The sequence below is a fragment of the Sulfitobacter profundi genome (assembly GCF_042661425.1).
In the GTDB taxonomy this organism is placed as follows: domain Bacteria; phylum Pseudomonadota; class Alphaproteobacteria; order Rhodobacterales; family Rhodobacteraceae; genus Sulfitobacter; species Sulfitobacter profundi.
Genome location: NZ_JBHSWA010000005.1, coordinates 137,201 through 152,130 on the forward strand (window position 1 = coordinate 137,201; position 14,930 = coordinate 152,130).

Below are 14,930 nucleotides of genomic sequence, written 5' to 3' on the forward strand. Positions count from 1 at the left end.
TGTTTGGCATGGGGGTCGGCTGGCTTCTGGTTATCGTGCTTTTGGTTTTGGTGATCGCGGCATTGGTTAAATATCTGCGCAGGTAAGGCGAGAGGCGAGCTATGGAAACGTCGGATAAGCCAGTCGTCGTCGTGACCGGATCAAGCGGCTATCTCGGCGCGGCGGTCGTTAAGAGATTGCACGAAAATTACCGCGTTGTCGGGTTAGACCGCAGTTCGCCCCCGCATCCGCCCCATCAGGCTGAATGCATTTGTTTCGACATAACTGACCCGGGCAGCGTTGATAAAGCCTTGGCGCGACTGCGGTTGGCCTACGGAGACCGTATCGCGGCCTGCGTCCATCTTGCGGCGTTCTTCGATCTGAGTGGAGAGGATGACCCCGCCTATGACGCGGTGACGTTGGAAGGAAGCAAACGGCTGCTGAAAGGCCTCCAAGACTTCGAGTTGGAGCAATTCATTTTCACCTCGACGATGCTGGCACACGCACCCACCGCGCCCGGCGACCCTATAGACGAAGACGCGCCCTTTGACCCTAAGCTGCCCTACCGCGCCTCGAAAATTCGCACAGAGTCGATGTTGCGGGAGGAGAATGGCGACGAGAAACTTGTCCTTATACGACCCGCCGGTATCTACGATGATGACGGACATTCGACCTTCCTGGCCCATCAAATATCCCGCATTTACGAAAAACGGCTGAGTGGAAAGGTCTACCCCGGTGATCTGTCCCGGGGTCAGGCGTTTTTACATCTCGACGATCTGCTCGATGCCCTTGAACGCATCGTCGACCGCCGCCAGACCCTGCCGGATGTTTTCCCAGTGCTATTAGGCGAAGCTGACCCGATCCCCTTTGGCGAGTTGCAGCGGTTGATCGGGCGCGAGTTGCATGGCGAAGATTGGGTGACATGGAATGTCCCGCCTGCCGCCGCGAAACTGGGGGCATGGGCCGAGAACCGCATTTTTGGCGAGGACGCCTTTATCCGCGCGTGGATGGTGGATATTTCAAGCGATCACTACGAGCTTGATCTGTCACAGGCTAAGGAGCATTTGGGTTGGACCCCGAAGCACAGCCTGCGTCACGACATGCCCCTCATGCTGCAAAAGCTGAAAGACGATCCGTATCACTGGTATAAGGACAACGGCTTGAACGCCGCACGGGTTTCTGCGGCCAAGGTGGAACAGGCGACAGAAAAGGCCGCCGCCGAAGAGAAAGACGAGAGTGTCGCCGAACAGCAAAGCGCTGCGCGCGAGCATGACAACCACATGCGCACGATGCATTTTCAGATGCTCTGGGTGCATTGGCTGGTTGCGACACTTGGCCTCTGGCTCGCCACCGCGCCCTCGGTGTTCGGCACATTTGACCAGACCGAGTTCAGTGCCGCCGTGCAGCGCGTTACGGAAGATCGCGGTCTCTGGGCGGCTTCAATGCGCAGTTGGCTGACGGCGTGGAACAATGTCTTTACCGGTCTGGCCATCACCGCGCTGGCCTTTTTCTCGATGAAGCCCGGCAACGGTTGGGCGCAATGGGCAAACGCGGCGCTTGGAGTCTGGCTGCTTGCCGCGCCCTTGGTGTTCTGGACGCCTGACCCTGCGGTCTATGCCAATGACACTCTGATCGGCGCGCTGGTGATCGCCCTGACGATCCTGATCCCGATGATGCCCGGCATGGCGCGCGAGGGCATGATGGACGATGGAGACATCCCGCCGGGGTGGACATATTGCCCTTCAACTTACGTCCAGCGCCTGCCAATTATTGCGCTCGGGGTGGTTGGTTTCCTGCTGTCGCGCATTCTCTCGGCCTACCAACTGGGGCATGTCGATGGAATTCGGGAGCCGTTCTTTTCCTCTCCATCTAACCTCAACGGCAGCGAATATATCGTCACCTCTGATGTCTCCAAGGCCTGGCCCATCGCCGACGGCGGCTTGGGTGCGATGAGCTATATGTTCGAGATCCTCATGGGGGTTATGGGTAGCCGTATGCGCTGGCGCACGATGCCATGGATGGTCGCGCTTTTTGGCATTGTGGTAGGCCCGCTAGGGGTGATCAGCATCTATTTCATTATCATCCAGCCCATCGCAATCGGAACCTATTGCACAATCTGTCTACTCGCCGCGGCCGCGATGCTGATCATGATCCCGTTCTCTTTGGATGAGATCGTCGCAATGATGCAGTTCATGGTCTGGAACACCCGACGCGGGCGCCCTTTCTGGCGCGCGTTTTTTCGAGGTGACGCGTTGCCGGGATCGAGCAAAGGCGGCACGATGGGTTTCGATACACCCCCGCGCGAGATCGCCCGGCAAAGTGCGCGGGGGTCACTGTCCCTTGGACCTTAGGGGGAGTGCGGCCATCGGCCTGTTTTTGATGCTGTCGCGTGCGATCTTCGGCAACGCCATGCCGCTTGCGGGCAGTGATCACTTGGTTGGCGCATTGGTCCTGACGACTGCTGTTATCGCCTGGGCCGAAGTGGCGCGCCCGCTACGATTCCTGAACATTGGTTTTGGTTTATGGCTGATCGTGGCGCCATGGGTTTTGAGCGGCGGCACTGTTGCGGGCAGCATGATCGGTGTGCTCTCTGGTATCGCTTTGGTAGCGCTGAGCTTGCCACGTGGGAAACGCAGTGCGGAGCACTATGGTAGTTGGGATCGGTATATCGTTTGAAGTAGAAGCGTCCTGAATTCGCAAACGATAGCCGAGGCAAATATCTGGTCCGCCTTTTAGGTTAAAGAACGACAATTTATTCGCAGATGCCTTTTTCCCGAAATCCGCAGGGCAGCGTATCGTGCTTAATGAAGGCCTAGTTTGGACCTATTTTGTTGAAGAACTCGTGGTTGATTAAGAGGCATTGGGCTGATTCAATCGACACAGATGATGGTGTCATCTTGGATGTGGAATCCTCCCGCTCCACCCGGCAAGCCGAGGTCGGGTCGACAAAGACCATGTTGTAGCGGGTCAAAGAAAAGTTCGACCTGCATCCCGAACGCCTGATCGCCCCCTCTCGTGACATCGCTACGCGATGCACTGCCGGGCAGTGGACACAGCCTATGGCATTGGGCCGGCTGGGTTGGCTGGTTGAACGCAAGATTGACCCGCACATCCCCGTCTTCGACAAATCTGGCGGCAGCGACGGCATCTGGAGCCGGGCTGACTTCGAGTGGGACGCAGAGAACGATCAATACATCTGCCCCGAGGGCTAAGAACTGAAGCAGTTCCGGCGGAACTATTCCGATCCGAACTGAGGGCCGACCGGACAGGGTAGAGCCAAATACCGTGCCCTAAAACTGACCTGCCAGGCCTGCCCCGCAAGGACGAAATGCTGCCCGAACGCAGACGCCAGATCGATCACCCGCGAAGAACAAAAGACGCCCGCCAGGTCGCCCGAGGCATCGCTAAGACCAAGCAATACGATATCTCCATGAAGCTCCGGAAGAAGCTTGAGATGCTCTTCACGCATCAAACGCATCCTCGGCCCCGGAAGGCTCTGATTACGTGGCCTATGCGGTGCAAATGACGAATTCCTGCTTGTCCCAACCGCCCAAAATCTCCGGAAATTGGTCAAGATCTTTCCCGCACCACAGCAAACGCGAAAAGCCCGACAGGAAAGGCGCTCGCGCCGCATTTTGGGCAGCCATTTCTGTGCTCGCAAACGTTAGTTTCTCACAGAATCACGACAAAGTGAACTTTCGCTGCATATGCGCCAATTTCTGGTCTAGTGAACCGTTCAACAAACGGTCGATTCCGTCGGTAACAGAGACGTCTGAGTTTTGCCCTCCCTGCCGCCCAAAGCAAACCCCCATTGGTGATCTTTGGCGGTCTTAGTGCAAACCTGTCAGCTGCCTATTCCGCCTTGCCCTGTTATCATAAGTTCGGGGTCTCTACGCGGCTTCTTGTCAGCCGGGGTTTCGGACGGTGCTGCTTTGGCAATATGCATCCCAAGCCTCTTGAGCAATTCAGCATCGCTGCCCGGTGACGGGTTGCCGGTAGTTAAAAGTTGATCGCCGACGAAGATGGAGTTCGCTCCCACCAGAAAGCACAAGGCCTGTAACTCGTCGCTCATGGTTGTCCGGCCAGCAGATAGACGAACCACAGATTTAGGCATCATGATGCGGGCCAGGGCAATCATTCGGACCAGATCGAAGGGGTCGACCTTCTCTGCCCGGCTCTGGATCGGAACTCCTTGGATCTCGTTCCAGAGGTTGATTGGAACACTTCCTGGGTGCGTCGGCAGCGTTGCCAAGGTGACCAGCATGGAAATGCGATCATCTTCCGCTTCACCCATCCCCAAAATTCCGCCGCTGCAAACATTGATACCGCCTTGGCGGACGCGTTCGACGGTGTTGAGCCGGTCCTCCATCGAGCGGGTGGCAGCGATCTCGGGATAGTATTCGGGCGATGTGTCTATGTTGTGGTTGTAGAAATTGAGGCCGACCTCGCTGAAACGCGCGACTTGCTCAGATGTCAGCATGCCGAGTGTCATGCAGGTCTCCAATCCCAATGCGGAAACCCCCGGACCATTTCGCACAGCTTGTCCATGTCGCGATCTCTTGGGTTTCTCCAAGCAGCGCCCATGCAGAAACGTTGCGCACCAGCAGCTTTGGCGCGGGCCGCAGCGGCGAGCACCTCTTCAGGAGCCATAAGCTTGGTCGCCTTAACTCCCGTATTGTGATGAGCAGACTGTGAGCAATAGCCACAGTCTTCAGGGCACCCACCTGTCTTAATGCTAAGAAGGCTCGCGGTTTCGATCGCGGTTGGATCAAAATATTCGCGATGGATTTCCTGCGCCCGGTAGGTCAATTCCGAGAACGAAAGTTCATAGAGGGCCTTCGCTTCGTCCAGGGTCCAATCAGTTCTGATCATTTCAGAGCCCCTTTCAAGTGGTTCGCGCCGGTGACTGCGGTAGCGGCAAGCGCAACCTTCAACAGATCACCCAACAGGAAGGGTGTCAGACCTGCTGCCAGCAACATTGAACTGGGAACATAAAATGCCAACCATGCAAGCCCTGCCGCGTAGACCACCCCAAGTGCGGCCAACATCACGGTCACGCGGCCAAGCCACCCGCTCCCCGTCGCGAGCCAGCCCACAAGACCGGAGGCAACAAGATAGCCCAAAAGATAACCTCCTGTGGGACCTGCCAGATAGGCTAAACCAATTCCTCGCTCCGGTGATCCAGAGAAGACGGGTAGGCCCATCGCGCCCGCGCCGAGATAGGTCAGCATCGCTGCGACTCCAAGTCGGGGACCCAGTAAGGCTGACAAAAGAAAAATGGCGAATGTATGCAACGTCATTGGCACAGGCCAAAAGGGGATCTGGACTTTCGCGGAGATGGTGATGGCGGTTGCGCCAAGAAGCGCGAGAGCAGGCAGGCGCCAGGCCGGGTGAAGATGTGTACGTTGAAGCGCAAGTAACGACATGAGGTGTCCTCCGAGGTGGATAAGTGGGTATTCCACGATAGAGAACAGAAATGATCATACGTTCAATTGAGATTATAGATAATTATCCGAAAAAGCTGTATCTTACTTTGTCAGAAGTATTTTTCTCGACACTATCCGCTTCCCAATCCTGCCAACGTGCTGACTGAGAGTTGCGCATGCGAAGTCAGTCTGCCCCTTTCGCAGCGCCTCAAGGATACGCAAGTGATCGTGATCCGTGCGCGTTTCCCACTCCCGACGCCAAGCGGCGAAGAGGAAGCGGGCGCTCGCCATGTGAAGGTCATCAATCGTGCGCAAAAGGCGTGGCATTTGGCACGGCGAAAGGATCACGCGGTGGAACTGCCGGTTTGCTTTTTCCCAGTCATGGACGTTTTCGGCGGTCTCGCCATGGCGAATAGCATGCTCTGCTTCCTCCAGAGTTTTGCTAGTAATGTTGGGGGCGGCGTGACGGAGGGCAAGGGATTCCAGGCTCGCGCGCATTTCAGCCACTTCCCGCAGCTCTGCCAAGTCGAACTTCGTGACACGGAACCCCCTCCGAGGGAGGGCTTCAGCTAAGCCTTGCGTCTGCAATTGCCGGAAAGCTTCGCGCACTGGAACATGGCTTGCGCCGAATTCTGCGGCTATGTGGTCCTGCCGAAGCCGAGTGCCGGGAGGGATTTCACCCAACACAATACGTTCCGTTAGTATCCGGGCGATCCTCGCCGAATGCGTCTCTTCAACACCTGAACTCATATACTATAGATAATTCGTATATTTGCTTTTGTCCAAGAAGAACGCGTCGGCAACACTACTCGGGAGGCATAAGTGAACTGCACTCGCCCATAACGCTTATTTTGGGGGCGGGCCCATCTTGCCCAAACGCCACAGCGGGTAAGTGATTTTTCAGAGATCACCAACACTACGGCGCCGTGGGCAGGGTCTGTTCCCCAATCCCTTGCACGGAGTTGTCACGTTAACTCGCCGAATTTGCAAGTTGGCATGCCGGATATTCATCAAGGGGTATTTGCCGCGGATTTCCACGCCTCGAATGCTTCGAACTGATGGTGAGAGCGGTCCGACGGGGGCTGGGACAGATATGCAGCTGCGGGTTGCGGACTGCATAGAAACGAAGCGCTGCAGTCCGCCCGGTAACCGGAAGCCCTGCATTACTCGCTCTCGTTTTCGGAAAGGCAAATGGCTTTTTTCTGCGCGGTTATTCAGCACCTTGTGTGACCAATGCTCAAGGCCAAGCGCGACCTCGCGCTTGGCGGTGTCGTAGGATCGCAATTTGTCCGTAATGATCTTTTTGGGCACGAAGTCCCAGCGTTTTATCGGCTTGACCAAAAGCCGCTTTGCGGCGCACTTGTCTCGTCTCGATTGAAGGATTTCCTCAAGAACGACGCCGTGTTGATCAACCGCGCGCCACAGCCAGTATGACCGGCCCGCGATCTTCACGACGACCTCGTCCAGATGCCATACGTCGCCAGGGCGCGGCTGCCGTCGCCGTAGAACGTGGGCGATCAGGGGGCGAACTTGACGGTCTAGCGTCGGATCGTTTCATACGAAACGCCTACGCCACGTGCCAGCATCAGCTCCTCGACCTAGCGCAGGCTCAAGTTGAACCGGACGTAGAGCCAGAAAACATGTGGGATGATCTGAGCCGGGAACCGGTGGCGCTTGTAGTTGATTTCCACTGTCTGCACCGACACCGCCTACGCCCAGATCAATGAACCAGCAACCTCAGGCCCGTTAAGGTGACAACACCAACTCCCATTGTCTCGCAAACTTTATGCGCCGAGATTTGCCAGCCACAGAAAGAGCGGCAAGCCCACCGTGATATTAAATGGGAAGGTGACCCCCAGCGACAGCGTAAGATAAATCCCGGCCTCTGCCTTAGGCAGGGCGATGCGCATCGCTGCCGGCACAGCGATATAGGAGGCAGAGGCGGCCAACACCATCAACAGGAACTGGCTCCCGGTTTGCAAGCCGATCATAGCGCCAAGAGCCCAGCCGAGCATCGCGCCGGACAGCGGCATCACCAGCCCGAAGGAGAAGAGGCCCGCATTCAACATGTGCCGATTGGTCGTAAGGCTCCGCCCAGCCGTGATCCCCATGTCCAGCAAAAAGAGGCACAGGATGCCGAGGAAGGGCGTCACGACGAAGGGGGCGATCATTTCCATCCCCTTGTCCTGCGTGACGGCGCCGATCACGAAGGCTCCGGTCAGCAGTAAGACTGAGCCATTGGCGAACAATTCCCGCGCCGGGACAGGGGCGGCATCTCGGGCCCCCGAATGGCGCGCTGCAATCCACAGCGCCGAGAGGATCGCTGGAAACTCCATACTGGCGGCGACGGCCACCATGTAGCCGTCGAAGGCGACACCAGATAGCTCAAGCAGGCTCGTCGCCGCCACGAAAGTGACGATGGAGATTGATCCGTAATGGCCCGCCACCGCTGCGGCATTAGTGGCGTCGAGCCGGGTCATCACCCGCAGCAGCATAAAGGCTAAGAACGGGATGAGGAAGGAAAGCGCCATCCCTGCTACTATCGCGAGCAGCAGCTCGCTGCTCACCCCGTGTTCGGCGAGGCTGTGCCCACCCTTGAAGCCGATCGCCAGCAGCAGGTAAAGCGACATGAACTTCGCCGCGCCTTCTGGGATCGATAGATCGCTCCGCACGAAGGCAGCCAGTAGGCCAAGCACAAAAAGAGAATGGTAGGCACCATTAGGTTGCCTGCAAGGGTGTCGAAGACGGTGGTCATCGGGAGAACTCCAGTTATGTCCCCCGCCATTGCCGCGTCGAAGAGCATAGATTAAATATTTTCTGACCTGTTCCCGAATAGCTTGAGGCTATAGATGCGACCATCTCTACGCCAGTTAGAATATGTCGTTGCGGTGCATCAGCTGGGCAACTTCAGCTTGGCCGCCGAGATGTTGAACGTCAGTCAGCCGAGTCTATTGAACCAGATCGCGGCGGTAGAAGCAGACTTTGGTGTTCGCCTTTTCAAACGTGGCCGAGACGGGGCGCAAGCCACGGCCAAGGGGCTGGAGTGCGTCCACCGCGCACGGCGCATCCTGGCGGAGGTAGAGGCCCTGCGCGGCGTCATGACGTCGGCGCTGCCTTTCGGCGGACGATTGCGGCTGGGCGTCCTGCCCTCGATTGGCCCCTATCTTCTACCGCAAGTGATGCGCTCGTTGCACAGCGATCAACCTGATCTCCGGGTCATCGTCCGTGAGGAGAATACCCTGAGTCTTGACGAAGGGATTCGAAATGGCCGTTTTGACGCCATCATTTCTACACCAGAAGATCATCCCAATACCTGGCAGCACCCGCTGTTTGACGAAGCGCTATGGGTAGCCGTGGCACCGGATCACCCGATCGCCGCGCAGGACCGGGTTGGATCTGCGGACCTAACTGGCCAGCGTCTTTTGACTCTGGACACCGGGCACCGGCTGGCGCGCATCGTCTATGGACTGGCAGGGGCGAGTGGCGGTATTGTTTCCGATGACTACGAGGGCACGAGCCTCGATTCCATCCTGCTCATGGCTGCAACCGGCGCCGGGGTCGCAGTCCTGCCCGATTTGTTCGCGCGCCGCCAGGCAGTGCATCGTGAAGAAGTCGCCGTCCGACCGCTGGAGATGCCCGACGCAAACCGGGGCATCAGCCTTATGTTCTCAAGGGATCAGTCCTTCGACCGGAGCCGGGATCGCCTTGTTTTCACCGTTCGTAAAGCCGCGACCGCGCTCAATTTGGCAGCGCCGGAACCAGATTAACGAAGCGTGATGCCCAGCAATTTAGCTGATGGGGTCGTCGAGTAGCATATTGTTTTGCAAGCAATTTTTCCAGCAAGCCAGCAATCACGGTGCCTTTTCGGACTCCTGCGTAGATTGGCAAAGCTGGTCTTGCACTTTGTTCCTGAGGGTCGAGGTCTCGTATGCCGAAAGGGGAGCAAAACGGCATAACCGACGGCGGTGTCCGCCGTTGCCAAACCATTGAATGAAAAAGACTTTGCTCTGATGTTCTCGTATCGCGGGAGTACAGGTTGCGCAATTCGCAATACCGTGCAACACTTTTGCTGCTCAAGTTCAGAAACTTTGCGCTCTTAGGCTCCGCCCTTGAGGGCGTTTTTTTTGGGGCGCTGCGGGTGAACGGGTCCGGGACGACCTCAAAGAATGAATCACGCTTCAAGTGCAATAAAGGCCCAGGCAAAGCCCGGGCCTAATGGAGGGACAGTCGTCAGCCCTCTTTCGAGGCGATGACGGCTGTAGGTCCACCGATAGGACCCACATCGCTTCGAAAAGGCAACCGAAAATTCAGGATGGGATCAGCGGTCTTCGGGCTCGTCCAGCGACTCCTCTTCGTCCGGCTCTTCGACGATTTCGTCTTCTTCAGGTTCTTCTACAGTCTGATCGTCGATGACTGCGTCAGATTTTCCGCGGCCCCCTTCGCCCCATCCATCTTCATCACCGTCAGGTGCCTCGCCTGCGCGGCCAACGTCCTGATCATTGCCAGGATTGCCAGTTGTTCCCTCAGCCCCGGGAGAACCTTCACCGCCGCCGTTGCCGCCACCATTTCCGCCACCGTTGCCGCCACCATTTCCCTGAGCATGAGCCACATCGCTACTCGACAAGACGAAGCCCGTCGCAAGGGGAACAGCAGTTAGGGCAGTCAATGTGGTCGTTAGAACGAAAGTTTTAAGCGATTTAACCATGATATTTTCTCCGATTTGTGTCCGATGATCCTTTAGTTACGTTTGTCGCGCAGAAGGTCCACGGAACCCCGAAAAAGATGCGAAAATCTGCTAAAATGACGCGATATCATGGGCGCTAATCCGCTGAGGATAATGGAATTTTATGGCCCAGAATGGGGCGCTAAATCGACCAACGCAAATTGACCATCCTCACTGATGATCGAGGTTCAGATATTTTGATCGGGTCGACAAAATATTGACATGAAATCACATTAGGAAAGGCTCTACCGCGCAACACAATCAGGGCTTGAATGATGCGAATTAAAAGAACTTTCCTCACCGGCCTGCTTGCCTTGCTACTTGCAGCTCCAACCTTGGGCTACGCGCAGGACATCCTAACTGTTACGACGCCGGATAGAACGGAGAGCTTCACGCTCGAAGAAATCCTCGCGATGCCGCAGACGACCGTTGTGACGAAAAATGACTACGTTGACGAAGCGACCACCTTTCAAGGACCGGCCCTGCGATCAGTTCTTGAAGGGATGGATGTTGCGCGAGGTGCGACCCTGAAAATGGTCGCGCTCAACGATTTCTCATCGAAAGTGCCAGCTGCGGACGCGTTTGAGTATGACGTCATTCTGGCGGTCTTATTGAACGGTGAGACAATGTCAGTTCGTGACAAGGGACCGATTTGGGTTATCTACCCGATGGACGGCAATCCGGAACTTCATGACGAGATCTACAATGATAGGTTGGTATGGCAGCTCAAGAGCATCTCCGTCGACTAATTCCTTACAGGAAATTTATCCGCGGCCTGCTCCTGCTATTGTTTATCGGCGCAGTGATTTTTGGGATTATCGTGCTTTCCAAGCTGGACGACGGAGTCCAGAATATTCAAACTGCTGAGCAGAGTGACCCTCTGTGGGTTGCCTCGCAATTGCAGTTTGAATTGCTACGACTCGAGAATGCCCTCGGCGAGTATGCTCTCGGGTATAAGTCAGCGGTCGATGTGGCCATGCGATTTGACATCGCCTGGAGCCGGATTAATATCCTTCAGAAGGGAGAGCTTCCGAAGCTTATCGCAACCTTCCAAATCAATGCCGACGTGGTGCCGGAGCTTGAGGCAACCTTCAAGCGTCTGGAGCCTGCGATCAAAGATCTCAACACCGATCGTCTTACTGGCGAAGAACGCAGCGAAAGAGCGGAAAGTATTCTCCTTGCACTGGAAGGCTTTGATCTCTCTATCCGGGAATTTTTACTAACCGTCGCGCAAGAAAAATCCGAAGCCATGGCGGAGTTTAGGGCGGCTCTCCTCACTCTGTCTCATACCGTGGCCTATCTCAGCGCCACCATTCTGGGGCTTCTGGGGATCTTCATTCTTTTACTCATGCTGGAGTTAAGAACCGCCGAGCATGCTGAACAAGAGATGCGCCATCTTGCTGAGGAAGCTTCATCCGCTGCCCGCATGAAAATGAATTTCATGAGCATCGTCAGTCACGAGCTAAGGACGCCTCTGACCTCCATCATCGGTGGCCTGGCTTTATTGAAAAGCCGAGTTGCAGATACGATGAAGGATGAAGCCGCGCTCAAGCTACTTGATGTCGCATCTCGCAATGGAGATCGGCTCTTGGCGCTGGTCAATGACATTTTGGACGCGCAGGCTTTGACAGAGGGTAAAGTGAAAGTGGAACGCAAACCTGTCGATCTCAATACAGTCGTGTCTTCAGCTGTCGAAGGGTGCCAAGCTTACGGTGACAAACACAACGTCAGCTATCGCGTGAACACACCGGACGAGGAGATGAAAGCTCTGACGGACAGCGCCCGCGTCAGTCAGATTCTGGCCAATCTGATTTCAAACGCTACAAAGTTTACGTCTTCAGGCGATGTCGTGGAAATAAACCTGAAAAAAATTGACCAGAAGGTGCGGATAGAGGTCACCGACCATGGCATAGGAATACCGATAGACCGACAAAATGCGATCTTTACCCCCTTTCACCAGGTCAATCCGGGCACCACGGGCACCACTCAGAGCAGCGGCCTGGGTTTGAGCATCACAAAGCAGTTGATTGATTTGCTGGGCGGAAAGATCGAGTTCAAGTCGGTTGAAGGAAAGGGCTCAACCTTTTGGATTGAGTTCGATCTCCTACCCGAAAACTCCTAAACCCAAGCAAAAGCATGATCTGAAGGCGTCACTTCGCCTTACCTCGCGCCTCCCGGTGAGCGTGGGAAGCTGCGGTTCGCTTGTGCCGCCTCGGCTTCCTGGTCCTCGACTGATTCGGCTATATCCTCTTCGCACAGACCGGCGGCCAGCTGCTGTACTACCTCGTCAGTCGTCTTTACGAGCGCACGTCCATCATCGTGACGAACCTCGACTTCGCTGAGTGGCCATCGGTCTTCGGAGACGCCAAGATGACGAAAGCGCTACTCGATCGCCATAAAGCCCCAATCTCTGCATCGAAACGGCCTACGCCCAGATCAATGGACCAGTAACCTCGGGCCCGTTAACGTGACAACACCCTGGCAATTCGTGTAAGTTTTCCCCGATCGCGCGGCGGGGCGAGCACACGAGTTCCGCGCCGCGTGACAAGCGTAATCTGTGACCGTGAATCCGCCGCCCTTGTCCCAAGCTTGATAACCTGCTGTTCAACCGCTGCGCTTTCGCACCAAGGCGCCAACATACCGCCCGCAAAGCGCGCAAGGCTGCGCGACCCCCGATTGTCGCCGAGCTCAAAAACCGCACGTCTGCTCCATGTCGCGCCAGCTCAATGGCAGAGACCAGCCCGGCAAGACTGCCCCGCGGTTATTATCACTCGTCAGACACATCAACCGGCATGTATAGGTTGCCGCCGTTGCGGAACTTTTGAGCCATTGCCTCCATCCCATCTTTGTGCGCTTCGGCCCGGATGTCATGGCTGATCCGCATGGAGCAGAATTTCGGCCCGCACATCGAACAGAAATGTGCCACCTTATGCGCCTCTTTCGGCAGCGTTTGATCATGAAAGTCACGCGCGGTTTCCGGGTCCAGCGAAAGGTTGAATTGATCCTCCCAACGGAACTCAAACCGGGCGCGGGACAAGGCATCGTCGCGCCGTTGTGCACCGGGCAGCCCTTTGGCCAAATCGGCAGCGTGAGCGGCGATTTTGTAGGTGACAACGCCAATTTTGACATCGTCACGGTCTGGCAGGCCAAGATGCTCTTTTGGGGTCACGTAACACAGCATTGCACATCCGAACCAACCAATCATCGCAGCGCCGATACCAGAGGTGATATGATCATACCCCGGCGCAATATCGGTCGTTAGTGGTCCAAGTGTGTAGAACGGCGCCTCGTGGCAGCACTCAAGCTGCTTGTCCATGTTTTCCTTGATCTTGTGCATGGCCACGTGGCCCGGCCCTTCAATCATCACCTGACAATCCTTGGCCCAAGCGACCTTCGTCAACTCGCCCAATGTTTCGAGCTCAGCAAATTGCGCTTCGTCATTGGCGTCTGCAACCGACCCCGGGCGCAGGCCATCGCCAAGACTGAACGATACATCATAGGCGCGGCAGATATCGCAAATCTCGTCGAAATTCTCGTACAGAAAGCTTTCCTTGTGGTGATGCAGGCACCATTTTGCCATGATAGCCCCCCGCGCGACACAATCCCCGTCACTCGGTTCACCGTCATTGGCACCATATGCAAACGCACGCCCGCATGAATGGTGAAGTAATCCACCCCCTGTTCGGCCTGTTCAATCAATGTGTCGCGGAAGACCTCCCATGTGAGATCCTCGGCAATTCCGTTAACCTTTTCCAGCGCTTGATAAATTGGCACGGTCCCAATGGGCACAGGGCTGTTCCGGATAATCCATTCGCGCGTGTTATGGATGTTGCGACCGGTCGAAAGGTCCATGACCGTATCGGCCCCCAGCGGATTGCCCAGACAAGCTTGTCCACTTCTTCTTCCATCGAAGATGTGACGGCAGACGTGCCCATATTGGCATTGATCTTCACTAGAAAATTGCGACCGATAATCATCGGTTCAATCTCTGGGTGGTTGATATTGGCGGGAATAATCGCCCGGCCGGCGGCGATTTCACCTCGCACAAACTCGGGCGTTACATAGTCTGGAATGTTTGCGCCAAAGTCATTGCCATCGCGCGGCGCAGATACCGCTTCACGCAACTGGTTTTCGCGAATGGCCACAAACTCCATTTCGGGCGTGACAATACCTGCCCGGGCATAGGCCAGTTGCGTTACCGCCTTGCCCTCTTTTGCACGATAGGGTTGCTGTTGCACCGGAAATTCAGGTGTCAAGCGATCACCCTGCACAAAGCCATTATCAGCGTCCTGCGTGTTCCGCCCCTGATAGGATTCGACGTCGCCGCGTCTGATGATCCAGTTTCGGCGCAAAACGGGCAAGCCATGTCTGATGTCGGTCAGATGGTTTGAATCGGTATATGGACCAGAACTGTCATAGACTGGCAGCGGCGGTTCACCTGCGGTCGGGTGAACCGAAATCTCGCGCAGGGGCACACGAATTTCGGGATATAGACTGCCTTTCACATAGATTTTGCGCGATGCAGGCAATTCACCTGTTGTGACTTTAGGATTCGGAATATTCATGGCGTGCTCCTCAAGTTGATAACTCAAAAAGACACAGACGATTTTTGGCTTGGAAACGGGCGCATGCCCCTGTCTGGCCACGCACCCAGTTCGGGAGGGGCGACCAATGCTTCCTACGCCAGTATCAACTGGGTCAGGTTCAAAGGGTCGCGACACTACAGCCTTGCTGTCAGTCGCCTCTCAGTCCCTCAGTTGGGACTCCCCTGCGTAAGATGTACGTATCTAATAGATTTCAGA

At 56.0% G+C, this 14,930-nt stretch carries 8 protein-coding genes, 6 pseudogenes and 1 riboswitch; of the genes and pseudogenes, 7 read left to right on the forward strand and 7 right to left on the reverse strand.

The window, feature by feature from the left end:
* Window positions 1-101 precede the first annotated feature (101 nt).
* From ACFQAU_RS21940 to ACFQAU_RS21950, 3 genes and pseudogenes are all read left to right on the forward strand, one after another.
* Complete coding sequence (locus tag ACFQAU_RS21940) at window positions 102-2,330, forward strand: NAD-dependent epimerase/dehydratase family protein (RefSeq protein ID WP_386285347.1); 2,229 nt, start codon at window positions 102-104, stop codon at window positions 2,328-2,330.
* A gap of 28 nt (window positions 2,331-2,358) precedes the next feature.
* A complete protein-coding gene (locus ACFQAU_RS21945; RefSeq protein ID WP_386285171.1) occupies window positions 2,359-2,655 on the forward strand; it encodes an SPW repeat domain-containing protein in 297 nt (98 codons plus the stop codon).
* 197 nt (window positions 2,656-2,852) lie between these two features.
* Window positions 2,853-3,647: pseudogene (locus ACFQAU_RS21950) on the forward strand (transposase); the annotation flags it as partial.
* 176 nt (window positions 3,648-3,823) lie between these two features.
* On the opposite strand, the pseudogene bioB reads toward ACFQAU_RS21950, so the two are convergent.
* From bioB to ACFQAU_RS21975, 5 genes and pseudogenes are all read right to left on the reverse strand, one after another.
* Window positions 3,824-4,851: pseudogene (gene bioB, locus ACFQAU_RS21955) on the reverse strand (biotin synthase BioB).
* Entirely contained in the window at window positions 4,848-5,405 is a 558-nt protein-coding gene (locus ACFQAU_RS21960; RefSeq protein WP_132446276.1) for a biotin transporter BioY, read from the reverse strand. The pseudogene bioB and the gene ACFQAU_RS21960 overlap by 4 nt, the downstream one beginning before the upstream one ends.
* Window positions 5,406-5,507: 102 nt before the next feature.
* Entirely contained in the window at window positions 5,508-6,155 is a 648-nt protein-coding gene (locus ACFQAU_RS21965; protein ID WP_386285181.1) for a GntR family transcriptional regulator, read from the reverse strand.
* Between the two features lie 260 nt (window positions 6,156-6,415).
* Window positions 6,416-7,105, reverse strand: a pseudogene (locus ACFQAU_RS22160) (IS6 family transposase).
* 84 nt (window positions 7,106-7,189) lie between these two features.
* Window positions 7,190-8,160 (reverse strand): annotated as a pseudogene (locus ACFQAU_RS21975) (sodium-dependent bicarbonate transport family permease).
* A 94-nt stretch (window positions 8,161-8,254) separates the two neighbouring features.
* Between ACFQAU_RS21975 and ACFQAU_RS21980 the strand changes: the two are divergent.
* On the forward strand, window positions 8,255-9,172 hold the full coding sequence (locus tag ACFQAU_RS21980; RefSeq protein ID WP_132446270.1) for a hydrogen peroxide-inducible genes activator: 918 nt from the start codon (window positions 8,255-8,257) through the stop codon (window positions 9,170-9,172).
* A 551-nt stretch (window positions 9,173-9,723) separates the two neighbouring features.
* Here ACFQAU_RS21980 and ACFQAU_RS21985 read toward each other — a convergent pair.
* Window positions 9,724-10,110 carry a hypothetical protein gene (locus ACFQAU_RS21985; RefSeq protein ID WP_165935605.1) on the reverse strand — a complete coding sequence of 129 codons (387 nt, stop codon included), beginning with the start codon at window positions 10,108-10,110 and terminating at the stop codon, window positions 9,724-9,726.
* Between the two features lie 290 nt (window positions 10,111-10,400).
* Here ACFQAU_RS21985 and ACFQAU_RS21990 point away from each other — a divergent pair, with 290 nt between their 5' ends.
* The 3 genes and pseudogenes from ACFQAU_RS21990 to ACFQAU_RS22000 form a co-directional block, all read left to right on the forward strand.
* Window positions 10,401-10,877, forward strand: a complete 477-nt coding sequence (locus ACFQAU_RS21990; protein ID WP_240791662.1) for a putative pterin-binding protein — start codon at window positions 10,401-10,403, stop codon at window positions 10,875-10,877.
* Entirely contained in the window at window positions 10,847-12,250 is a 1,404-nt protein-coding gene (locus tag ACFQAU_RS21995) for a sensor histidine kinase (protein WP_132446268.1), read from the forward strand. The genes ACFQAU_RS21990 and ACFQAU_RS21995 overlap by 31 nt, the downstream gene beginning before the upstream one ends.
* A gap of 116 nt (window positions 12,251-12,366) precedes the next feature.
* A pseudogene (locus tag ACFQAU_RS22000) lies at window positions 12,367-12,522 on the forward strand (ATP-binding protein); the annotation flags it as partial.
* A gap of 373 nt (window positions 12,523-12,895) precedes the next feature.
* Here the strand turns inward: ACFQAU_RS22000 and thiC are convergent.
* A pseudogene (gene thiC / locus ACFQAU_RS22005) lies at window positions 12,896-14,693 on the reverse strand (phosphomethylpyrimidine synthase ThiC).
* 93 nt (window positions 14,694-14,786) lie between these two features.
* Window positions 14,787-14,908: riboswitch (TPP riboswitch) on the reverse strand.
* Window positions 14,909-14,930 lie beyond the last annotated feature (22 nt).